The sequence below is a fragment of the Flavobacterium sp. Root901 genome (assembly GCF_001429765.1).
In the GTDB taxonomy this organism is placed as follows: Bacteria; Bacteroidota; Bacteroidia; order Flavobacteriales; family Flavobacteriaceae; genus Flavobacterium.
Map to the genome: position 1 here is coordinate 245,146 of NZ_LMJB01000008.1, position 24,116 is coordinate 269,261.

17 protein-coding genes are annotated in these 24,116 nt (G+C 35.6%); all 17 read right to left on the reverse strand.

All coding sequences use genetic code 11. The features are described 5' to 3' along the window. Nucleotides 1-25 precede the first annotated feature (25 nt). A complete protein-coding gene (locus ASE21_RS16630) occupies nucleotides 26-679 on the reverse strand; it encodes a hypothetical protein (protein WP_057123838.1) in 654 nt (217 codons plus the stop codon). Nucleotides 680-691: 12 nt separating this feature from the next. Continuing rightward, nucleotides 692-4,810, reverse strand: a complete 4,119-nt coding sequence (locus ASE21_RS16635) for a DUF4157 domain-containing protein (RefSeq protein WP_242410292.1) — start codon at nucleotides 4,808-4,810, stop codon at nucleotides 692-694. 22 nt (nucleotides 4,811-4,832) lie between these two features. After that, on the reverse strand, nucleotides 4,833-6,281 hold the full coding sequence (locus ASE21_RS16640) for a DUF4157 domain-containing protein (protein ID WP_057123840.1): 1,449 nt from the start codon (nucleotides 6,279-6,281) through the stop codon (nucleotides 4,833-4,835). Nucleotides 6,282-6,318: 37 nt separating this feature from the next. Beyond that, a complete protein-coding gene (locus ASE21_RS16645; RefSeq protein ID WP_057123841.1) occupies nucleotides 6,319-7,182 on the reverse strand; it encodes a DUF6734 family protein in 864 nt (287 codons plus the stop codon). A 24-nt stretch (nucleotides 7,183-7,206) separates the two neighbouring features. Then, nucleotides 7,207-8,034, reverse strand: a complete 828-nt coding sequence (locus tag ASE21_RS16650; RefSeq protein ID WP_057123842.1) for a DUF6734 family protein — start codon at nucleotides 8,032-8,034, stop codon at nucleotides 7,207-7,209. After that, entirely contained in the window at nucleotides 8,031-8,609 is a 579-nt protein-coding gene (locus ASE21_RS16655; protein ID WP_057123844.1) for a hypothetical protein, read from the reverse strand. The genes ASE21_RS16650 and ASE21_RS16655 overlap by 4 nt, the downstream gene beginning before the upstream one ends. Before the next feature lie 11 nt (nucleotides 8,610-8,620). After that, the gene (locus ASE21_RS16660) at nucleotides 8,621-10,318 is read right to left on the reverse strand and encodes a contractile injection system tape measure protein (protein WP_057123846.1); all 1,698 of its coding nucleotides are present in this window, start codon (nucleotides 10,316-10,318) and stop codon (nucleotides 8,621-8,623) included. Next, nucleotides 10,302-13,736 (reverse strand): hypothetical protein, encoded by a 3,435-nt coding sequence (locus ASE21_RS16665; RefSeq protein WP_057123848.1) that lies wholly within the window; start codon nucleotides 13,734-13,736, stop codon nucleotides 10,302-10,304. The genes ASE21_RS16660 and ASE21_RS16665 overlap by 17 nt, the downstream gene beginning before the upstream one ends. Nucleotides 13,737-13,747: 11 nt before the next feature. After that, nucleotides 13,748-16,456 carry a hypothetical protein gene (locus ASE21_RS16670; RefSeq protein WP_057123850.1) on the reverse strand — a complete coding sequence of 903 codons (2,709 nt, stop codon included), beginning with the start codon at nucleotides 16,454-16,456 and terminating at the stop codon, nucleotides 13,748-13,750. Continuing rightward, nucleotides 16,444-19,827, reverse strand: a complete 3,384-nt coding sequence (locus ASE21_RS16675; RefSeq protein WP_057123853.1) for a baseplate J/gp47 family protein — start codon at nucleotides 19,825-19,827, stop codon at nucleotides 16,444-16,446. The genes ASE21_RS16670 and ASE21_RS16675 overlap by 13 nt, the downstream gene beginning before the upstream one ends. 13 nt (nucleotides 19,828-19,840) lie before the next feature. After that, the gene (locus ASE21_RS16680; RefSeq protein WP_057123855.1) at nucleotides 19,841-20,251 is read right to left on the reverse strand and encodes a GPW/gp25 family protein; all 411 of its coding nucleotides are present in this window, start codon (nucleotides 20,249-20,251) and stop codon (nucleotides 19,841-19,843) included. A 2-nt stretch (nucleotides 20,252-20,253) separates the two neighbouring features. Beyond that, on the reverse strand, nucleotides 20,254-20,544 hold the full coding sequence (locus ASE21_RS16685; RefSeq protein ID WP_057123857.1) for a PAAR domain-containing protein: 291 nt from the start codon (nucleotides 20,542-20,544) through the stop codon (nucleotides 20,254-20,256). A gap of 69 nt (nucleotides 20,545-20,613) precedes the next feature. Continuing rightward, a complete protein-coding gene (gene vgrG, locus ASE21_RS16690) occupies nucleotides 20,614-22,359 on the reverse strand; it encodes a type VI secretion system tip protein VgrG (protein WP_057123859.1) in 1,746 nt (581 codons plus the stop codon). Continuing rightward, the gene (locus ASE21_RS16695) at nucleotides 22,360-23,055 is read right to left on the reverse strand and encodes a CIS tube protein (RefSeq protein WP_057123861.1); all 696 of its coding nucleotides are present in this window, start codon (nucleotides 23,053-23,055) and stop codon (nucleotides 22,360-22,362) included. It lies immediately after the preceding gene. After that, nucleotides 23,055-23,216, reverse strand: coding sequence for a DUF5908 family protein (locus ASE21_RS22060; protein WP_199858515.1), 162 nt, complete (start codon nucleotides 23,214-23,216; stop codon nucleotides 23,055-23,057). Before ASE21_RS22060 ends, ASE21_RS16695 begins: the two co-directional genes overlap by 1 nt. Before the next feature lie 7 nt (nucleotides 23,217-23,223). After that, entirely contained in the window at nucleotides 23,224-23,670 is a 447-nt protein-coding gene (locus ASE21_RS16700; protein WP_057123862.1) for a phage tail protein, read from the reverse strand. A gap of 2 nt (nucleotides 23,671-23,672) precedes the next feature. Then, nucleotides 23,673-24,101 carry a phage tail protein gene (locus ASE21_RS16705; protein WP_057123864.1) on the reverse strand — a complete coding sequence of 143 codons (429 nt, stop codon included), beginning with the start codon at nucleotides 24,099-24,101 and terminating at the stop codon, nucleotides 23,673-23,675. Between the last annotated feature and the right edge of the window lie 15 nt (nucleotides 24,102-24,116).

Consider the following 24,116-nt stretch of genomic DNA (forward strand, 5'->3'; position numbering starts at 1 on the left):
TAAAACAGACAATTTTAGATAGTATCTATTGGTACATTTTGGCATTTTTAATGAATTTGTCCAGTTCAGGACGATCTATAAAATCATAATCAAATTTGTCATTGTCAATAATTTCCTTTACTAGTTTATTATGGTATGGTTTTATTTTAAATAACGCATTGAGAATTGAAGCGTTGAAAGCAAAATCATTTTTTTTGTACTTTTTTAAAACAGAATTAATAATTTCTTCAATCTCATCTTTATACGTTGGCTCTTGAAGAGCTATTTCTATTAATCCGTTAATTACGATTACTTTATCACCCCATAAATGTTCTTTTTTTATGAAAGCGGATAACGGTTTTATAGCTTCATCTCCAATTTTTCTTATTACAAGAGGCAATTCAATACGATACCAAAATGCCTCCTGATTTTTGTTATCAATTAATGAATTCAAAAGCCCCTTTATAGATTCTTTTGACTGTAATTGCCCCAATGCCCGCCATGCATGCATTGCAGCAAATTCTTCAATTAAAGCTCCCGTTGTAATATTACTAAGGTTTGAAGAAGCAACAATTTGTATAAGGGTTTTTACATCTGTTTTTTTTAAATCCAGCTTTTTGATGTAATCAGGCCAGGTTCTATCAAAGGATGTTATACCAAATTCGTTTAGTTTTTTTAATATTATATCTGATCTTTTCATAATCATTTAATTTTAAGAAGCATTAGGATCAACGTAATAATTGTTACCAACGCGGGTTATTTTTTTAGAAGCTGTCAAATTCTCAAGTTTTATTCGTGTAGCCTCTTGACTCTTAGAAATATCGCCTGCCAAAGTAGAATAGCTAGTGTAAGTTGTTTGGTTATATGTTATGCCATTTATTACCGATGTGTTAGCATTTGTACTGGCTTTTAAGCGGGTCATAATTAATTGACCGATATCAGCAACTCTGCCAATATCCGGGAAGGCTGGTGCCTGAGCATTTGCACTTCCAAGAGAGGTTTTTGAGCCATCATCATTTATTTTATTAATTGGACCGGTAATCGATTTAGCGACATAAAATCCAATTGCTTTTTTCACATCGTCAGTTGTTGGGTTTGCATTTGCAGGAAGAGCATCAGTGGCAGTTTTATCATTTTCGTGATATTGTACGGTCATATCATATTCTATAGTACTTCCTTTATTATCACTTGCAATCTTTTCTGCTGACTTCATTTGTTCATTTAATGTTTTTAGACCAAAAACAATATTAGATGAATTCCATTTTCCAAATAAATGGTGCGCTACAATGTGTACACCTAAAGCAGTTGATTGAGGATGTTTAACGCCAGTTTGTGCTACCCATTGATCAATTAGATTTTGCCCCACAACTATTGATCTGCTTCCGGTTGCCTGACCTGGGCCATCGACTGGTTGTTTACTTGTTAAAGGATTTGCGGTTACTCTGGAAGGTCTTCCATCGGCATCAGGAACTGCATTTATAACAGAAGAAACTACAGTTTTCTTAGGTACACTTTTAACTGCTTTCTGAATATAAGTATAATCCCATGTTTCGCCTCCATCAGCAACAGATGAAATATCAATTACGGAAGAATGATCATTGTTTACTTTATTTTTAATTGCCTGAGCCTCTTCCTGAGTTATCTGACCTTCATCTTTTTCCTTTTCAGATTCACTATCGATCTCGGCTAAAGCGCCTGCAATTGGACCTGCAGCTTCAGGTTCACCTCTTCCCATCACTCTGTCCAACAATGCCATTCCCGTATCCACCGCTTTGTTCACCAGCCAAGTCAGCGCCTCATCAACCATTTGTTGCACAGAAACAATCATTTCACCAATTCTTGCTCCAATTCCGGTTAAACCAACCTGATTTGCAAGGAATCCTATCACGACAGGCATAGCTTGCCCCATAGTTCTTTCGAGATAATTGGCGGCTGTAGTGACATTACCTCGGGCAATATCTGCCACTCCGTTGACAAACGAGTTGACCACTTCGAGCATTTCACGCAGGTATTTGATAAAACTTTGTATCGCATTAAAGAAAGCCATAGCGCCGTTTATCACTGCCATGATTCCGGTTGGGTCCAGCATGCTTAAAAGTCTGGCTGTTATTCTGTTCACAATACGTTCCATGACAAAGTTTTTCACAGCATCCAGAACGGTATTCCACAAATTACTAAGCTGTTCCTGTATTTTATCCCAAATGGCAGCCATACCGCGTTCCTGAACGTCTTTGATAAATGTCCAGATGCCTTCGAGCGTATTAATAGCGCTGCGGAGTCTGGCAACTCTTGCGGGTCCAATTCTAGGATGTGCAGCCAGTTTTTCCCAGATTTTTTCCATCGAGATATTAAGCACTTCCATTACCCAGGTAATAACCCCTCTCAAAGAGAAATCAGTAAGGACCGGAATATTGGCGTCTTTTAACTCGCTCATCAGCCAGCCGGTTACACCGTTTATTAAATGGGTTACGATATTGTCAAAGAACTGAATAAATCCTTGTTTTAAAGCTCGAAGAATATTTTTCAGGAAACCAATTGGATCTTTTTTGATGTCATCAATAGCTTCTAAGGCTCTTGTTATGATATTTCCGATGAGATCGAATGGAAAATTCATAATTTCAAGGATAGCTACAATAACGATTCGAACAATTTCTGCGACAAAAGCAATCAATCGTCCAATAGGTTCTCCAAATTTTTCAATGATTCTCATGAAAGCATCAATCGGGTGAATCAGGTCATCGATAGAAATAGAATCCCAAATGTCTGTAAACAATTGTATTATAGATTGCGGCGTCATGTTAAGTGTCGCTACTGCGGCTTCAATCTGGCCTGCAATTCTGGCTATTGCACCAGATTCAACCATTTGCGCATATTGCTCTTCTCCGCCATCCATAAGGCTCATAAAACCTCGTATTAGATTTGGAACTGTGCGAGGTACAGCTTCCTGTGTAAAAGGATCTCTTCCAATAATCACTTTAATAAGCGAATAACCCCTTACAGTAGCGGCTTGAGAAGACAACCATCCTAATAGTGATTCTTTCACAAGTTCTAACACTTTGAGTGCTACACCTGACGCAAAATCCCAAACGCGCTGCAGAAATCCTCCTGCCTGATCTGCAAGTGCTGAAATATTATCGGCAATGTTAGCCAGATTAGATGGCTCAATAGCATCCCAGGCTGCGGTTATAAGTCCGCGAAGCTCACCTAACAATGAATTAAAAGTTCCAACCTGAGTATCAAGCCAGTCGGCAGTTTTTTGCAGCGTGCCTTTTTCACGCATTTGCTCAAGTTCTGTCTGCTTGTCTATAAGTAATAAGAAATCTTCTAATATTTCGACCGTTGTTGCATTGACAGCTTCGTCGCGCAGCGGATCATATTTGATTATTTTTTTGATTAATGACCAGGCTTTGTTTTCTGCGAGTATAGGCTCTGCTACACCAATTAAGGCTTCTTTAATCCAGGTAATCACCTGATCGACTGTTGCACTTACAAAAGAAGTTATTCTGTTAACTAGTTCATTAAATTTTTCTGTAACTAAATCAATTATACCGGTGTAGGGAAATGATATTTCATCCCAAACCTGTTCAACCAAATCGAGAATACTGTCTATTGTTAATCCAAGTTCCCCTAATTTTCCTTCTACCCAGTCGAAAACCTGCTGAAGAATTCCGTATTCCTGAAGTTTATCAAATATGGCAGTTCCAAAAGGAACAAGTCCCATTAACCCTTCAACCAGATTAATCGGAGTTCGTTCTACATCCATTTGCCGCAGCGGATCGTAACCAATAATTACGGTAAAAAGAGTATAACCCGGAATATGTCGTGCCTCATTGATTATCCAGTCCGGAACGTAATCGAGGAAAGAACCCTGAATCATTTCGGGAGCAGGGGATATAGCTTCCGGTTTTTTTCTAATGGCAGCGCCCTGCTGTACGGTATGGGTTAATTCGTGGGCTAGTAAATGCTTGCCATCTTTTGAATTTGGATTGTATTTCCCTTCGTTAAAATAAATATTATTTCCGGTCGCAAAAGCCTGGGCTCCCAATTGTTTATTCATTTGAACAGCATTAGAATCATTGTGTATGCGGACATTGCTGAAATCGGCTCCAATACCGGATTCCATCTCGGTTTTTATTCTTCCGGAGAGTGGAGAACCTCCGCCTTTACTGCTGTTTAAACTGGATTCTAAATGGGAATTATCGCCGGGACTGGCATCTCCGGCACTACTTTTTTGTATTTGTTTTTCCTCGTCTTTGCCTTGTTTCTCTTCTTCTTTTTTCTGCTGTACATTTTCTTCTTCCCCTTTATTTTGGATTAAAGGTTTAAGTGAAAGTGTGTTTGCAGAAACAGTTTCGGCTTTTTTGACTTCTGTCTTATTCTGAACTGTTTCTTCTTTTTTCTGTACTTTATCTTCGAGTTTATGCTGAATTAACGTTTTTGATCCTGAAAAAGCCGGATTGGTTTCTCGTTTTTCTGTTATTCTGGAATCTAGTTTGGTTTGGATTGATTCCGCTTTAAGCTGTACAACAGGTGTTATGGTTTCGGCTGCCGTTTTTCGCTGAATTTCTTTGTTTTGCTGTTCTTGTTTTTGAACATTTCCTGCTAATTTTTTCTGTACTACTGGCGATGGCGAAAAGAAAGTGTCTGTGTTTGCCGTTTGTTTATTGGAAACGACCTGGTCTGCAACCCTGTCGGCTTCTACTTCATATTTGTCATTTGATTTTCCTATATTGAGTTTTGCCTGAACACCAAAAAAAGAGTCCTTCCCTTTGTCATGATTTGACGAGGAATGTGAAGGATTTGATTTTGATATTTGTTTGAATACAGACATTTTATTAAAGAAATAACCTTATTTAATGACGTTTAATGCTTCCACTTACAGTAAATGTGTCACCCATTCCTTTACATTGCTCCGGCATAGTAAAAAATAATTTATGGATATCGTCATGATTTTTCATTGTAAATGTTTCTTCGAAATGACCTTTTCCGTTGTTATCAATTTTTATTGTTCTTTTTGTTCTGCCAACATGATCTATGCTGATTTCCAAAGTTGAACAATTATGAAACTCAACGATCTGGGCAACAGCATCTATTGTAATGGTAACGTTTGGACATTTTGCAGTACTGAAAAAACCGGCACTTGCTTCACTCTGAAACGGACCTTTATTGAAATTAACAGTACTCTTACAGCCGCCTTTTTTTTCTCCTTTTTCTGCCACCAGTACATTGTCTAATGCGCCTATCGTTTCCGGACCAACAAGACCATCAATTTTATTCAAACTGTTTTCTGTTTGAAAGCCAATTACTGCATTTCGTGTTTCGGTTCCAAAATCTCCGTCTGCTCCAAATTTTGGCAGACTTTGACCTGCTTTCATTAGTCCTTGCTGTAATTCAGAAACATATTGTCCTTTCTGACCCGTAGAAATGAGCATTTGATTATCATTGGCTTTTTCCAATGGAGGGTTGCCCCTGAATTGTGGATTTTGAGGTCTCTCTGCTTGTAAATCTTCAGAATGGTTTTCGATTGATGTTTTTTGTATGGTTCCTGATTTTGATTTGCCTCCTGTTTGCTGTATGGTATGTGTGAGTTCGTGCGCAAGTAAATGCTTACCTTCTCTGGAGTCTGGATTGTATTTCCCTTTATTGAAATAAACATCGTTGCCGTGTGTAAAAGCTTGTGCGCCCAGTTCTTCGCTCATTTGAACGGCTTTGCTGTCTGTGTGGATGTTTACACTGCTGAAATCGGCTCCAAAGCCAGATTCCATTTCCTGCTTTGTGTTTTTGTCCATGCCATTGCCGCTGCCTTTTGAGCTGTTGAGGTCACTTTCAACTCCTTCATTTACAGAATTTGATTCATTGAATTTGGCTTGAATTTCTTCTTTTTTCTGAGCTTTTTTGTCTTCGGCTTCACAATCAGCACATTTTTTCTGCACTTTCTTGTCGTCTTCTTTTTCTCCTTTCTTCTGTATTTTTTTGTCCTCTTCCTTATCAGATTTCTTTTGCACTTTTTTGTCTTCTTCTTTTTCCTTGCCCTTTTTTTGTAGAGGCTGTTCTTGTACCAGATCTTGTTTTTGAACCGTTGAAATGGTTTCTGAAATGGGTTTTTGCTGTACCGCTTCTTCACTTCTGGATTGCAAAAGTCCTCCCGTTTTGCGTTTATTTACTACTTTGTCAGCCACATTATCGGCTTCTTTTTCGTACTTGTCTCCAACAGTTCCTGTGGTTAGTTTTTTTTGAACTTTTGGTCCAAAAAAAGGAGAAGAGGAGTTATTAGCTGGTTTTTTTTGTTCAAATTCTCTCATGATGTATTATTTTACCATTTTGGATTAATAATTTGTTTTAATAAACAAACTGCGGATTATTCGCCATAACACCTTCTTTCTCTAATGCGTTTTTTATTTGCATATACCAATACGGAAATATTTTAGAGAGCCGAAGTTCAATTTCGTCAACAACATATTTTTCATATTTTTTCATTCCAAAAAAATGCGAATACCCAATAGCATCTGCATATTTTCCCTGTTCTGTTATATTTTCTCCTTTCAATAATATTTCAGGATTATTGTTTTTATATTTTAAAAGCGATGCGAGCGTATATTGTTCGATTAAAATGCAGGTTTCATAACCTTCTTGTTTCAATCCGGAAAAGCTGGTTTGGTTTTCTAAATATATTTTCTCCAAATCATAATAGCTTTTTATAAATTCATCGCGGAGCCTGAGATCGTTAAAACCAAATATGCCGCAATTGTATGAATAGCCTAAATTGGTGTTCCAATACGGCAGATTCTGAGTGTATTTACTAAATAATTCTACCTGTTTTCTGTAATGGATTTCATAAGTATCTTCCTTTCGTTCTACAATTACATCATTAAAACTAAAATCTATTTTTTTCCTAATAAATATGTCAGTGTCTATGTGCACAAATGGTTTTGTCTGCAGTTCCATGGCATTGATTTTCGATTTCATCCAAAGTTCAATTCTGTTCTCATTTTGCACTTTGGTAACAGCACAAGGAAGCATATGCAGGAACTTAAAGCCAATTTCGTCTACATAAAGCTCAATTTCTTCATACCACAAATGGCTATATAATATACTCAGAGCAGTCATGTAGATTGTCTCCTTTAGTTTGTCTCCCATATTCCATCTGTTGTTCATTACAGGGAGCACATCAAGGCTGTAAATCATTTTGTGTCTTTGTTTCATATATAGCTGTTTTATAACTTTATTTTAAACGATCCCTTCTTTTGCTAAAGCATTTTTTACTTCTTTGTACCAATACGGAAACAGTTTTGAGAGTCTGTTTTCTATTTCCTGCACAATATCGATCCTGTATTTTTTTTGACCGGCAATGTGTGTATAGCCAATTCTATCTGCCAGCTGACTGTTTTCGTATAAGTTTTTTTTCCAGAGTAATAATGTTGGTTTAATATTTTTATGATGTAATAATGACGCCAGATTATACTGTTCTAAAACAATACAGGGTTCTATTCTTGTTATTCCCGGATTATTATTTTTTATAAAAATATCCTCCAAAGTATAATAAACCTCCAGAAACTCATCCCGAAGTTTTAAGTCTCTAAAGCCTAATACGCCGCAGTTGAAAGCATATCCTAAATCTGGTTTCCAATACTCTAAATCCTGCGTATATTGGTTAAAAAAATCCAAACGATACTGGTACATGCTGTATAATTCGTAATCATTTTGTTCTACAATTACTTTATCAAAATCAAAATTTATTTTTTTCTTTATAAAGGCATCATTGTCAAGATGTATGAAAGGTTTGGTTTGCTTTTCCATGACATCAATTTTCGATTTCATCCAAATAACAGTGTCTTCATTACTGCTTATTTTAGTAACTCGGCAAGGAAGCATATAAAGAAATTTGTACGCAGTTTCATCAGCATAAAGTTCAATATCCTGATACCATAAATGGCTGTATAGAATACTTAAAGCAGTCGAATAAATCGTTTCTTTAAATCTATTGCCTTCATTCCATCGATTATTGCTGATAGGAAATGCATCTAAGCTGTAAATTATTCTAGGCTCTCCCTTCATAAAATATTTTTTTTAATTGTATGAATTAAGTTTTTCTCTTCCAGGAAAGTTATATTGTTGTACAAAGAAGCTTTTCGGCTGTGTTTATACAATCGTCTCCATTGATAGTCAATACCTTTTGCTTCTGAGGTGTTTAGATGGATTTCATTATTATGATTTTTTTTACTGTCATCAAATGAGGTATGCCAGACCATTTTCCCCAACAATGGCGACTGTGTATAAGTTGCGTTAGAAAAGTCCCTTGGAAAACTGTCTATATTAATTGAGTTTTCTCCAACTCTGAATATGTTTACTAACGCTTCTCCGTTTTTTGTTTTATAGAATTTAGAGATATATCTTTTTGTTGCCAATTTGTTTGTCATGGGTTGTAAATCCAGCTCGTTTTCAAAAAGCAGATCGATATCATTAATGGTAATGTCATAATATTCGCGAAGGTTAAGATAGTCTGCAACACCTCCGCAAAAGACTACTTTAGACATGTTTACATTATTAAATAAAAATTCTAAAGCCATTTGCTGAAGGCCGCGAATATTTTTTTTATCGTATTCTAAAAAAGAGGCATTTTCAATATTCATACTTTTAAATTTTACCAGTTAACATATATAATTCGTTTTTTCCAGGCCAATTTTATGATGCTCAAATTCCAGCTTAATTTGTCTAATAAAATATCTTGTGTTTTTCGCTCTATGATTACTGTTGGATTTTCGTCTCCATTAATATTTAGTTTTCCGGTACGCTGTAAAAATTCATTTTCAAGCAATTCTGCCGATGATGTTTTCATGGCATCCCAATTGCTCAATACCGCTTGCAGCATGGCGGCTCCTTCTTTTTTCATTTCTTCAGAGAGTACAATGTTTCTTTCAATAGGCTGGTCTATTGGAATATTGCATAAGAATTTTTCGAAAGCCATTGCATTCTCATAATCCTGTTCTTTTCCGGTTGCTATATAATGCAGAAGATGTGCGGCAGTTTCCGGATTATTGATAGTATTGTCTTTATTGAGCAGTCTGCAATTTTCAAAAAGAGATTTCAAAAAGGGATGAATCAGGACCAAACCGGCATTGTCAACATACAAACCGCTAATATCCGGATCTCTTATATCTTCTTCTTTTTCAAATAAATCATCTTTTTTATCGATTACTTTTTCGTTTTTATTTGAGGTTTTTTCTTTTAAGTCATTTGATGCGGATTCTATATTTTTATCGTCTCTGTCAACAGTATTTTCTTTGCTTTTTAACAAAATTAAATCCGGATCAGATGTTGTCTTTTCATTGTTGTCCTTAATTTGTCCTGTCTCTTTTTCTGTCTCATTTTTTATTTCTTCCTGTTTTTTTGGGAAAGTTTGTGTTCCTTTTTCTTTTTCTTTTAAAATAACTTTGGCTAGTTTTTTTTCGATAATCAAAACAACTGCATCAAGATTAGCAAGCAGTTCCAGTTCGTTTTGGTTTTCTATCTGATTTTCAATTTCTTTTAGAAAAAGTTTTTTGTTTTCGAAAAAACTGTTCTTTTTTTGAAATTTAAAAACACTGCAAATCAATCCGGAAAGCTTTTGTTTTACAATTGCATCGCTTGTTCCCAAAAGATTTAAAATGACTATTTCCCACGTTAAAAATCTTTGATTCGTAATCAACTGGTTTTTTGAAATACTAATTTCAATTTGTTTTTTTATAGTTTCAATTCGGATTATTTTGCTGCTGTCAATATTATTTTTTTTAACTAATATTCCTTTTTTGATAATGGTTGCAATTTGACTATCACTAAATTGTTTGATAAACCTTGTTCTTGCCATTGGTTTTTGAACTGCATTTTTCCATTTAAAAGAAAAACTTTCATCGTTTAGCACCTCATCAAATGTTGTGTCATCTATAATTTTAAAATCATGATTTGAGGTTGTCCACCAGGTATTTGTACCAGTTTCCAGAAAATGAAAAAAGCTTTCTATTTCTTTTTCCTGCGGTCTGATGCGTTTATAACCTTCTGTATTTGAATCTTCTTTCTCAAAAACTTCTTCAACTTGTTTGGTAATTTTCTTGAGAATCTGCTCTTTGAAATCTTCGAAATCCAGATTTTGATTTATAGCAATATCAATATTGAGTTTTTCTAATTGTATGCTGTATGATGGGTTTTTCGAATCCAGTTCATTAAAGTAATTTTCTAAAAACGAGAATATTTCCTTTTGCAAAAACGCATCAATATTGTCCTTGAGATAATATCCCTTTTCTTTAGAATTGGTATTTATCTCAAGGAAAACCTTATTGATAATATGTTTACTTGAGCTTAGCATTAGTTGTAAGGTCTGTTATTTGGATATTTAAATTGGTTAGTATAAAATCGATTTTTGCAAATACTTTCAGCATGCTCGATAAGAACTTTTTCAATGATCCATCAGTATCTGCATTGAATTTTATTTCGACGAAACTTTTAAATAAATTATTAAACAGTAATGCTGCCGGAATAATTTGTTTTTCAGATGCATTAAGAACTTCTGCATCCTGACATTTCAAAATAGTATAATACAAAGAAGTATTTACCGATATAAGGGTTTGTACCGCAGTAGTCTGGTTAGCATTCTGCTGATTAATTGCAGTGGACACAACTGTACCTATAAAATTGAAATATTCCTGCGTAAAGAATTCAGACAATTTAGCATTTGCTTTACCGCTGATGTAACCTTCAAGGTCTTTTTGAACTTCTAAAAGTCTGTTTTCAGTTTCAGAAATGAATTTAACAGTTTCTCTGCTGAATTTATTTAAAATGGCAGTTTCTCTTAAATTGGTTATGGTTTCAATTGATTTTTTTACAAATAAATCTGCATTGTCAAGACATGGATTGGCTTCAGCCGGTTTGTTGATCTCGATAAGTCTTGGACCATCGGTTACTGCTCCGCATTTGCCTTCAGCAGTTAATGAAACAGAAATAGACGATTCATTAAATAAAGAAATTGGTCTTGATAATAGTTCTTTTTTGTCTGTTTTTACTATTTCCTTATTAATTTCCCAAGTATACGACGCTGCATTTATTGAGTTGTTGATTAAATTCAGCATTCCGGCAGGGTCTATATTGAAAGTAAAATTGGCTGTAGGCAGATCTAAAAGTGTGATAGTAAGATTGGATGGTTTGCCGTCTATCAAAATGCTTACACTTGTGATATCGGTAGAAACACCAGCCGGATTAAACTGAAATCCACCTCTTGTTGTTATAACTCCTTCTCCCGAAATAACGGCTCCTTTTATATTTGGTTCAAGTGTAAGCAGCACCGCTTTATCGTTTCTGCAAAAAGATATCTTGTTTATCAATTTGTTATCTACCAATACTTTTGGGTCTTCAATTTCAAAACTCACCGGATGAGTGATTTGGAAACCGCAGTTGCCATTATCAGCACTAAGGATAACATCAAATGTGAATTTTTTTTGTGATTCACTATCGTACTTGTAGAGGTGTTTTATTTCTGTTTTTTCATCTGTAACAGGATCGCTTTTATCTCCAAAGTTCCAGGTATATTTATTACCGGCAAGATTTTCTCCGGTTACGGTAAAAGTAATTTCGGTTTCGCTAATTCCTGAAGGATTTGAAGGAACAGCGATAAAATCGAATTTTGGTTTTTCAAAAATGGTTATGACACATTCGGTGTCAAAATTATTAACTGTAAAAGTTATTGGCTGACCTATTAAATCTTTGCTTACTAAATTTGGATCAAAAACCAGTACTCCAAGTTCATTTACCGCTATTCCTCCGTTTTGATCAGGTCTGACATTGGCTTTTACAAAACCTCCTGCTGGAGATACTTTAAAAGGCAGAGGCGGTGTTTTGCTGTCAAAACAGATTTTATCTACAGGTAAAGTAAGACCTATGTTGTTTTCGTCACAACATAAATACGGTAACGAAAAATCAGCAACAATTGGATTTAAAATTGGGATGCCTTCAGTAAATTTTTCAAAGTCACCCGTTAAAGATGGTCTGCGAGTGTTATAATAGTAATAATATGGTACTTTTTCTTCCAGATATATCATTATAAAGGTACCTCCGGGAGCTACGCCCGCTTTATGCTCGTACCCATTGTTTTTGTTGAGGTAATATTTGGTAAAATTCTGGACGGTTTTATCCAGTTCATTAGCATTTACGGCCAGGATCATTATATTAAATCCTAATCCGTTTTCTAATCTAATTTGCTGGATAGCTTTTAGAGCCTCTTTGTAATTGCGTCCCTGATGACCTTCAATTCTATAAAAATCACTATCGAGGTGGATTTCGAGCGGTTTTTTGGTATTTAATAAATCATCATGATAACTAACATTGTTTTTTTGCAATCCTAAAATTGTTTTATCAAAATCCCAGGCTTTAATAAGCGAATCGTTTACATTATTGTAAAAAGGAATGGCTTTTTTGCCCAATTTACCCAACTGTAGCGAAGGTGTAATTTTTATAAAATCATATAATGGATTGTAGTTTTCTAATAATTGGGCACTTCGCAGAATAAGACTGTACATTCTTTGTCTGGCTGTGTTTTCGCTATAGCATATTTTTATTTCATCTCCTTTAAGCTCTTTTTCTTCTGAATCTTTATCATCTTCAAGGCAGTCATTGCAGGCGGCAAGACTTTCTCCTGTAAGCAGCGGAGATTTGTAAAAGGCATGACGGAATTCAAAACAAGGTTCCGTTTTTATTAATTCTCCCAGCATTAAGTGTTTTGGAAAAGCATTAATATCGGGAAAGCAATTACTATCGTTTATAGTAAGCAGCAATGCTTTGGTTTCGTTGTAAGTATCGACAAGATCGTTAAGCAGATCATACAGATATTGAAAATCTGGAGGAAGTACCGGATCTCCTTCAAAATTAAACAGCTCGGTTATTTTTTTTTGAATAGCCTCTAAAACGAGCGGCATATTTAAGCCTGTCAGCAGCTTATTGTAGCCATCCTGCAAATCCTGAACAACATTATTTTTGAAAATTCCTTTGCTGAAAGTTTGTTTTATAGACTCAAGGTGAACAAAATCGTCTGGTTTTAGTACAATTCTGTTTGATTTTACGTCAGGTAATGTATGGTATAAATTAACATAATTGATCTTGCCAATCATGCTGTCATGATTCATTATTTGTGCGGCAACGGCTTTGCTGACAATTAAAACTTTAAAATTGCCTACAATTTCCAATCCCTGATTGTCACATGAAAGACTTACGCAAAGGTCAGATTCTTTTTCATACGACTCCAGATACAATAGCACTACAGCTTCTTTAAAATCAAATTTTGTATTTGCGGTAAATTCTGTTAAAGCAAAATTGGGATCTTTTTCTTTTTTTTGCTGTTCTTCTGTCAGAAGTTCAAAAAGAGGCAATTGCTTGTTTGCGCCATCATAGAAAAAAGGTTTATAAGCCGCTTTTGTATTATCATAAATTTTGCAATCCGTATACGTTTTGGAGTCAAAATCAATTTTTTTGTTTCCCAATACATCTGCCTGATATAATTTAAAAAGATCACCATCAGTAGTTACACCTGTTCCCTGCGTTATTGAAATAGTATTTTGTGTCTCATCATAAGCTGGATAAAGTCCGCAAACTATACCAACTCCGCTCAGGTAAATGCGGGACAGGCGATCCTGGTCGTCAAAAAAATCTACAACCTCATTAAGGTTTCCTTCTGTAAGTACCTGATTCTTTGTGAATCGACGGTATTGTGTTGTTATTGTTGAAAGTTTAGCTGACATTGGAATTGTTTTTATAGTGATCCTAAATTCGTTTTTCCTAGTATAATTTTATCTGACAATCGCTCGTTTTCATCACTGCAGTCAAATAGTCGCCCTGTTGGGTAAACATTGTCCAGACTTGTTAAGGCCTTAATAAAGCTGATTAATTGAGGTTCCGGCTGCTCCTGATTCAAAGCTGTTTTGGCGAATAAATAGTCTTTATATGTTTTTTCAAATTGAACAAGCTGGTTTTCTGCGGGATCTTTTACATCTTTTTCCCTGTATCCAATCCAGCATATTTTTGCCAGAACGTGCGCAGGCAGTTCTTCCTTAATTATTTTTTCTATATAATTTCTAAAATCGGTATTGGCAAATCGCAGTGTATATCCCGGCAGCACCACACTTACACGGTAGGAGTAAGGGTCTATTGGTTCGCAGCTATCGCACTCATCGGCGCAGATAGGCATGAAAGTGTCAGGATTAACGGTTGTCAGATTTACATCAGGACGGAGCATCATATGTTCTACCAAAAACATTCCTTCTTCGGTAAAATCTTCTTTCATGAATTGAATCAATTCCAGAATCGATTTTTCTAAATCCGACAGATTATTATAGTATTCAAATCTGCGGGCAATAATGCGATTTGGGTTTTTCTTGTCTTTAATTGCCGGATTTATAATGTCATAAGAATATTTTCCGGCATCGGACTCTTGTATTAAAATATTGTCGATAATCGATAAATCTTTTACAGTACCGTTTTTAAAAGCCTCTTTTATTTTATATTCCCGAGTCTGAATAATTTGCAATACGGCAAAATAAAGTTCTTTATTCGCTGCCGAAGTATCGAAGTATTCTGCGGTTGAAGAAAGTACAATCTCATTATGAGTGTCCAGAATACGCCATCTGTAAACAGATTGATTGTCTGAATCAATAAAATTGTACATTTCGACAAACGAATTAGAAAGGTTCCTGCGACTGTAATCTTTAATACCAATAAGTCTCGAAATCCTTTTTTCTGCTCCCGAAACATTATTCGTATTCCATAAATTGGCGATGGGCTGTTTATAATAATCAAAAGCGTTGCCGCGGTCTTTGCTTACTACTTTATAATCTTTCAAAAAGTTTTCTTTGTCACGAAGCACTACCTGATCTGTAGTGTTTCCATAAATGGTTTTGTTAACAAATACGTATTCCGAAAAATTTTCGGCAAAACGGGACAAGAGATGGTCTAAAATTTTATTTCTTCGTTCAATATTATTATCCTGCTGGTCAAAAAGCAATGCTGTAATCGTTTCATCGTCGTAATTTTCATATCCGTTTACAATGTCATTTGCACCTTCAATGTCTTTAATGACCTGAGTAAAAAGGGTTCGGGTCAAATTTCCGCTTACTGAAAGCAATTCGCTGACCTGACCCAATTGTTTAAAATAACTTCCTAATATCTGATCAAAAAATAAAAGATACCCTTTTAGTTGTTTTGCCTTAGCTTTACGCTCAACAGAAGCTCTGGAAGGAAGTCCCACTTCACCAATACCATAAGTTTCAGGAAAATCATTTTGTATGGTAGTGTAAAAATCGGTGTTAAGATATTCGCCATTTGGGATGTCTAGTTCTTTATTCTGGCTGGCGTTGGTTGTAGCTTTATCTTTTTCGGCTTTTATGGCATCTAAATAAATTTTTACCTGCGCCTGATTGATATTGAGAGGCAGTAATCCTTTGTTGTAGTTGAAAACACTTTTGGCACAAATAACAGGTTTTTGATATTCTGAAAGACAGATTAGCCATTTGTTTTCGAGATCATCACCGCCGCAGTTTCCCAGAGAAATATCTTTAATTAAGATTACATCCGGCACCGACATTATGATTCTCATAATATCTGAAAGACGGACTTCATTTCTTAAATCGGCTGTTAGTAATTCTTTTGTGTCAATAAAACCGTTTTCTAAAGTTGGACCGTCAAAGATTTCAAGAGTCGAATAGCCTTTGTCAATCATTTGCTTAAGCGAATAAAAATTGACTGTTGTCGATAAGTAACTTTCCAAAGCATGAATGACATTGGCATGAACCAGTTCTTCATCGGCTTCATTATCTACTTCAATATCGGCACATATTTTTATGGGGTAATCAACCACTTTTTTTATCTCGACAAGATCTTCACAAAGGTTTCTGTTAGCATGATACTGCTTTCTTATTTTTTCTTTAACGATCTCTATTTCTGCAGGTTTTGAACTTTCAAAATCTACATAAAGATCATATAAGCCATTGAGCTCAAAAGATTTTCTTAAATTTGGAGTTGCTGATAGATTTTGATAATCCTTAATATCATAAGAAAGTTTATCATTTTTGCAGTCTACATAGACTGTTTTTTCATGTTTTGCGAGCCAGCAGTTTCGAACTCCCTGTATGTCTATAAATAGTTTTCGGTAATCATTTTGAGTCACAGGACTTGATGACAATACTTCTGAAGCTTTGAAAAATTGTTTTGGAATGCCTTTATTACTGTCATCAGATTCTAATATATTTTCTATTGGGAGATTGAGTCTCATGCCAAGATCCGAAATGGCGTAGCAAAGCATCTCCAGCATTGTAATACCGGGATCATGCTCGTTAAAATCGGTCCAAAATTTGCTGCCAAAAGACTCTATATATTCGATTCCTTTTTTTCTCAAATAAAAGAAATCCAAATCGTCCTCAGTTGCTGACTTTTTAGGAATGGTGATATGTTGGTTTAGTATCGACATTTTTCAGGTTGTTCTGGTATTGGTTCTTTGCAAGTTTTTATATTGGTACTGATAATGTGGTTTTTAACAGAGACTAAAATATTTTTTGGACTCGATGGGGACAGTGTGTTTAAAAAGTCTAAAAGGTTTACATTGGCCTCGTTGTTTTCGGTATCTTCTAATGGAACAGGCTCATCTTTATTTGTTTTTTTATCGATGTAGATCGCCATTTCAAGCTTAGATAAAAAATCTACATAATATAAATTTTCAATATATTCGATAACAATGCTGCGCTGTAATTCGACTCCAAATATGATTTGTTTTGAGGTGTCAAATGCCCAGGGCGATAAAAATTTTATGAGATCTTCATTGAGCTGTTTTTTATAAAAATTCTCATCGTACTGCGGGTAAAACTTCACATCCAGTTTTATGATAACTTTTTCATAATCAGGATTAATTGCTTTTGCGTACACTTGCATCGAGTTTTTAGAATTAATAAAACTCTCTATGCTGTTTAATGTGGCTGTGCTCACTCTTGGCTCATAAATATCGAATACATTTTTGTCCACAATGTCGGGAATGACTACCAGTGTTACTTTTCCCGGGGATAAAAAAGAGGTGTTTGTACCCGAAATAAAAGTATGGTTAAGGCATTTTACCCTAAAAACACTTGGGAATTCCTGTAAAATAAGATGCTCATAATCCCAAAGTGTTATCGCCCTGTTTTTGTGGCGCAGGCGTTCGCTTACACGCAGATAATAAGAAGGATCTGACTCCAACGGTTTCCCGGAAAATGAATTAAAAGGCTGTTCAATGCTCTTAATTTGCGGAACTCTTGTAATTAATTTCGATATAGTTTTTGCAGGCAAAGTGCTGTCTAAATGTGCCAGATTGTTGTTGTTGTCAAAAAATTCTGCGGTAACAACCTGTGTTTTTACATCGATAACTTTACAAACGGCATCATAGTCTTTGTGCATTTTTGCTTTTATCCAAATTGCATTGGCCGGAAATAGTGTATTATCATTAGCTGCCTGTTTTGGAATAGTGAATTTTACAATACCCGATTTTAAAAAGTTATCGATACCATTTGCCAAAATATCTTTATCCAGATTTTTCCAGTAATTATCGCATAGTATGTACCATTCTACTTTTTGTTTTCCTGTAAAAGTGGGTACGCTGGTGTTTTCGCTTCCTTCTAATATTTGAAATAATAGTGAAATTTGCTGCGATATTTCAGCATCCTGAAGGCCGACATAAAATTCGCCTCCATCACAATAATCCGGAACCAGGCAATTCGTAATTGGTGTGGCTGGATCTAAAATTTCTTTATTTATAGCTTGTTGTTTTAAATAAGAATGCTCTTCGCGCTGACCGAAAGGAGCTTCGTGAAATAATTTTATTCGGTTAGAATCGTAGGCAGAAACAGCAAAATCTATAGTTTCCTCAGCAGAATAATTCAGGCTTATACTTTCTACAACAGGTGTGTAAGGTTCATTTGGAATTGGCGTTAACGGATTTGTCGCCACATTCATTATGGCAAGAGTATATACTTTTGGAAATAAAGAATGCAAAAACGATTGGTTTAATGTCAATCGTATAGGTCCGCTTTTTCCAATCGCATAAGTGTTTCCTTTTACATTGATATTCGATTCAAATACTTTATCCTCATCGGTATCATCAAATAAATTGACGTCAGTTTTTTGATTTTCCCAGACTTCTTTGTTTAAAACAGATAATGTTGCTTTAAAATAGCCCTTTGTAACTATTGGATCGCTTGTGGCTGGTGTAGTTGAATTATCAGTTTCTGCAGCAGCTTTTAATTCTAAATCTGTTTTTTTTGCAATTCCGTCTTCAGGCTGGTTGACATTCATTTTGGCTTCAGCGTTCAGCTTTTTAAACATGGCAGAATTAAAAATATCCTGACTGATCGTTTCAAGAAAGCTTTTTTTGTAAGCAGCATAATGAGTTTCAAATGATAGGGGAGTGTTTTTCCATTTGATGTTAATATCAGCTTCTTTCCATTTTTTAGAAAAGATTTCGGGATAGTTTATTATAAAAGAACTGTTTTTTTCGGGTTGAGTTGTAAAAGGGTAAAATGGTTTTGATGCATTAAGTAAACCGTTATCACTTTCTAATAATAAAGATTTTACATCCTTAACCTCAACTTTTGCGGTAATAGCAGCTATTTTATTTATAACTAAACTTCTAAAAAGATTATGTCCTTTTGTATCGTGCGTATTGATTAAAAATCGAATTACAGGAAGTTCTGTAGAGAAAAATTCTCCTAAAACTTTCTGATCATAGCCAACAATTGACGGGTCATCTTTTGGTATCTGAAAAACCAATTTTAATTGTTTGCCGCCAATTCCTGAAGATTCATTTCCAGTTTTAAAAATGACGCTTTTACTAAGTTTAAAATTTCCAATCCATCCTTTTTTACCACTATATAAAATACTGATATTTGCCTCAAGATCGTCTGCAGAAAATGGAATATAAAAAGTTAAGTCATCAATAAAAGTGATGGTGACAGCGATATTTCTGTCGCCTTCTTTAAGATTAAATAATTCTGAAGCTATTGCAAAACCTAATTTGGCATCGTCCAATTCCGGGTATTTTTTTTCATTGGATGTATATCCAAAAGGGAACCAATATTGAGAATCTTCTTTTAAAGGTTCACCTTTTCCGTCAAGGGAATTGGCAATTTCGCTGTATTTTATTTCGCCGAGATCAACGTCATTATACACACTTTTCAGGTAAGCTATACTGGCTTTATTGGCAATAAAATCTTCTGTGGTTTTGTATATTAATTTTTTGCCATCAGGATCTTTTCCTGCATCAAGTTCTGTATTTACGGCAATTTTTTCTTCGGCAATTTTTTTGGCCAGTTCAAAAATGATATTCACCTTATCTGCTTTTGCCGGAAGTTTCTCGATCTGAAGTATGTCTTTATAAAAAAAGTCTAAATGCTTTTTTGTAATCAGGTTAAGTTTGTTTTGTGATAATTCCAATAATTTCAGGAAACACACAAACAAAGTCATGTGAGGAGTAAGGTCTTGATTTACAAAAGCAGTAGATAATGTTTTCGTGATACTTTCTTTTAAAGCAGCATATTCCTTATCAGTTCTTTTCGGAATACCATCCGGAAGATCGTCTTTTGAAAACCCGAAATAGCTGAAAAATTCCTGCCAGTCGCCTTCTGGATTTTTATCGTTATCAATATCGAAAAAATTCACCTGCTTGGCAAAATTATAAGCAAATAGCAGCCAATCCTCAATAGTAAAATCATGAAGTTTCAGGTTGCCTGGCTCTAGTGCGTCACTAAAGCGTTCTTCCTGGTTGACCCCATTTCTTTTAAAAATAACATTATCTATCTGGCCGCTGTTGGTGCTCATAGCTTATAAACTTTTAAATATTAGTGCCTTCTCCTTTGTAAAATGGATATACAAGATTGCTTCTTGAGTTTGTACTTCTTATTTTGTAATCGATTATGACCAATAATTCTCCTTCTAAATCATCGCCTTGCGTGATGTCAATTTTTTCAACATCAATTCGGGGTTCGTAATATAAAATGGCCGTTTTTATTAATTCTGAAACATAGGTTTTAAGTGTTCTGTCTAATGTTCCAAAAATTAATTCATCCATATTGCATCCATATCTGGGCAGCATAATGCGTTCGCCAATTTTGGTAGAAAGTAATATCTCCAGACTGCTTTTAATATCTGCCTCGTCCGATGTCATTACGACTGCTTTGATATTCTTTTTAAACTCTGGAGGAAAACTCCATCCGGTACCTAAAAATGCTTCTTTATTTTCCATAATTAACCTATTAAAACGGTTGGGCATCCTATTATAATTGTTCCGCCATGTGCAGTTGAATCTCCCATTCTTGCTGCTGGTTTTCCTCCAATCAGTACTGTACTTGATCCCGCTATAATACTATCCGGCGGTCCTGAACAAACGATCATATCTCCTAAGCAGGCTGCTGGCATACCGCCTATCAATACTGTAGGCGATCCTGGCGGTATTATTGGTCCGCCTACATGAGGTACAGTTGCTGTTACCATTGGGCAGACATGCATATCATTGATTCTTGCGGCTGGTGCTCCCATAATTATTTATTTTAGGGTTAATGTATCTGTTTATGAGTTTAAGAACAGACAGAAAGAAAACACAATAATTTAATTGATCTGTACAATACTGCCTTTAACTATCGCCACCGCAGCCGATGACATTTCTGCTCCGGCACTGCCTTCGGCTTTAAATTGAGCAGTTGCTTTTAGATTTACATTCGTACCTTCAATTTTTACATCGCCTGTTGCTTTTATCGAAATATCGCCCGCACTTTCCATCTTTATTCCTGCGCTGTCAATGGTAATTACATTCGAATTTTCATCTTCCACAACTATAGATCCTTTGTCTTCGTCGAGTGTTATTTTTTTGCCTGCCGGCGTTTCAATGGCTATTGATTTTTTATCATCATCAAACAGGACTTTCATTTCGCTTCTTGTAAAAATCCCTTTTTGATGGTTATCATCAGATGCTTTCAGAGGAGCTGGTTTTGCACTGCTGTGGAGCATTCCTAATACAACCGCATCATTAGGATCTTCATTGATGAAGCCGATAATTACTTCGTCCTCAATTTCCGGCCTGAAAAAAGTACCTCTGTTATCACCTGCATCCAGCGCAGCGACTCTGCACCAAATTCCCTGTTCTTCGTTATTGATAATTGGGATTTTTACCAAAATTCGGTCTTCGCTGTCAGGATCATCCTGAAGCTGGGTTACAATACCAATATGCAATCCTTTTATGGATGGAATTATTCCAGAAGCTGATGGAGTATTGATATCATAAGTTTCAGAAAACCATTCAGGATTTAATCCAAACTGTACGTTTACAGTCCAGTTGCCATTTGCAATTTCATGAAAAACTCCTGTTATATATGCTTTGCCGTTAAAACGATCTCCAACGCCTTCAAGTGTAATAATGGTGTTGGGTTTTACAGCGGGAATGCCTTGAAATTTTACTCTTCCACGAACTTTTGAAAGCTGCTGAAATAATAATTTTGCATCGGCCCAATCCTGCAGTGCAGTATCGGTAACATGACCGCCGTGTCGCAATTCTAAGTTTTCCAGTTTTACGATATCGGATAAATCCGAAGGAGATAAATTTCCGTTCAGGCTCACGCTGGGATCTTTGGCTTCAATTTCTAATAATTCCTGATTTGATGCATTCCAGCTGTAAGAGGAAACTTTGGCAAACTGATTTCTGGCATCAATTTCGGCATCAAAATCGAGCATACTGGAACCAAAAGATACCGTTTCGACTGGTTCAGAAGTGAGATCTGGTTTTTTAATCGATATTTCGCCGTTTTCAACAAAACATAATTTTCCGTTGGCCTGCGCACGTGAGACAATAAAATCCCAATCGGAAGTATTATACTGTACTAACTCTTTATGACTATAATTAGTGCTTTCCACCTCTTTTTGTAACCCGTAAGTGCCTATAATATCTTCAAAAGCATCACTGTCTTTTACATCATAAAAATATTTGCTTTTTCTCCCAATCGTCAGTTTTACGGCTTCGTCTTTGCATTCTACAATTAACAGGGATGAATTATCTTTTATTTTTATGGAATGTTTTACAACTATTCCTTTGTAAATAGTTTCATCATCGCTGTGATAGCCCACTTTTATTTCAATTTTTTTCCCGGGAATGAGCAAATCTTCATTACTTAATTTAAAATCTCGTGCAGCAGCATCTCCATCAGTCAAAACAATTTGCGCCATAGGTACTCTGTTCACCTCATTATGAACAACAATGCTCATCACCTGGTAAATACCGGACAGCTCAGTTCCTTCAATGAGTAATTTGTGCGTTACTAAATCTGCACTTTTACTGGTTTGTATGACGCCGCTATTGTTCATTTATTGTTGTTTTTGCAGAGGAGGAAAAAATATTTTCTGACCAATTTTTAATTTTCTGAAATTGATAAGCTTGTTGGCTCTTGCTACTTCGAGATAATATTTTGAATCGCCATAGATTTTAAAAGACATTAACGGCAGTGTATCGCCGGCTTTTACAATTCTGGTATGTGTTAAATCAGGAGATTGATTGTTTTGCTGTTTTGCTCGTAATTCATCCTCAACAACTCCTTTAAATTTGCCTTTTGCAATGGCTCTGATCGGTGTTCCATCCGGTCTGAAAAGTTTATACTCAATGGTCATTTCGGTGAGAGACCCTTTGAATAACAAGCTTCCCCAGGCAATTTTTAAATAGTTTGGCTTATGTTCTGTACCATTATATTCAAGAATTAATTTTCTAAAATGCTCAATGTCTTCAATTACACCATTTTCGGTAGTTTCCTTGCCGGCAATAACACCTGTCCGGTCAAATAGAAAATCCAGTTCTAATTCTTCCGGAGCAATTGCTGTAAATCTTGGCGCAGGACTGCTTGTTCCGGCAGCCTGAGTTGTATCTTGCTCAATCTTGTAATGAAAAGTATATTTTTCGGGATTCATCAGCGTAACGAACTCTTCAATATCCGAAATTGGATTATTGAATTGAGGATCGCTATAGGCAATGATCTTCAGTTTTTTTAATTCACCAGTAGTTGTTGCCATCAGCGTTCTTTTTTTCGTTCTATAATCTTCATTACCTGCTCGACACACTCAGCCACATTATCTTTTTCATTGTTAGATGAAGAAGAAGCTGGTTTTGCACCCGAATTTGCGTTTTCGTTCACGTTTATTTTAATGTGAAGCTCTTTAATTTCAATTGGCATGATAAAACTATTTTTTATGAAGTGTGAAATAATTATAAGCAAGCTCAAAGCTTTCAATAACAATTTTGCTTTCTAAAGCACTAAAATCTTCAACAGCCCATTTTACTGGATAGGCATGTATTACTTTCCAGTGCATTAAAGGTTCGTGGTCCTGATTCAGGAGTTTTACCGTTAAGTCTACGGGCTTAAATTCAAAATTTTCTATTGCTTTTCGGCACCATTCAATTACATCAGAATCAATAAGTATCCCCCTTTTTAAAACCAAATTGGGATATTTGGTTTTTACAGGAAGTTTGTGTTTGAATCTGTTTTCTCCACCCTCGACAATTTCTTCCGTTTCAAGATCCACAGAAAGTCCGGATACGGATTGAAATTCATGGTCTTTTTCTTTTGTGCCCAGTTGATCAAATTCAACCAGAAAATGAAAGCCTACGGGTGGATAATAATTAGCCATGATTAGTCATTTTGAATAGATAAACCTTCATGAACCAATTCTATAGACTCGATGGCAACTTCGTTTCCATCGGCTTTTAAATCAGTTGACTGAACTTTTGTAGGCCATGCATTTTTTACTTTCCAGGTAATCACCGGTTCGTGCTCCTCGTTAAGTAATTTAATGGTAATATCGCGTCTTTCGATGGTGTTTAGTTTTACCGTGTTCCACCAGGCGTAATATTCATTATCACTTTTAAAAGTGCCTCTTTTCATGGTAATGTTAGAGAACTTCTGCATACCCGGCATCTTGATTTTACTGTATTCCGGACTTGCGCCCTGGCGGTACTCAATAACCTCGGTTTCTACATCTAATCCGGAAACTTCTGTAAAACCTATTTTTGTTCCACCCCAGTCAACTGAGAAATGAAACTTTGCTAATGGATAACTCATGATCTATATTTTTTT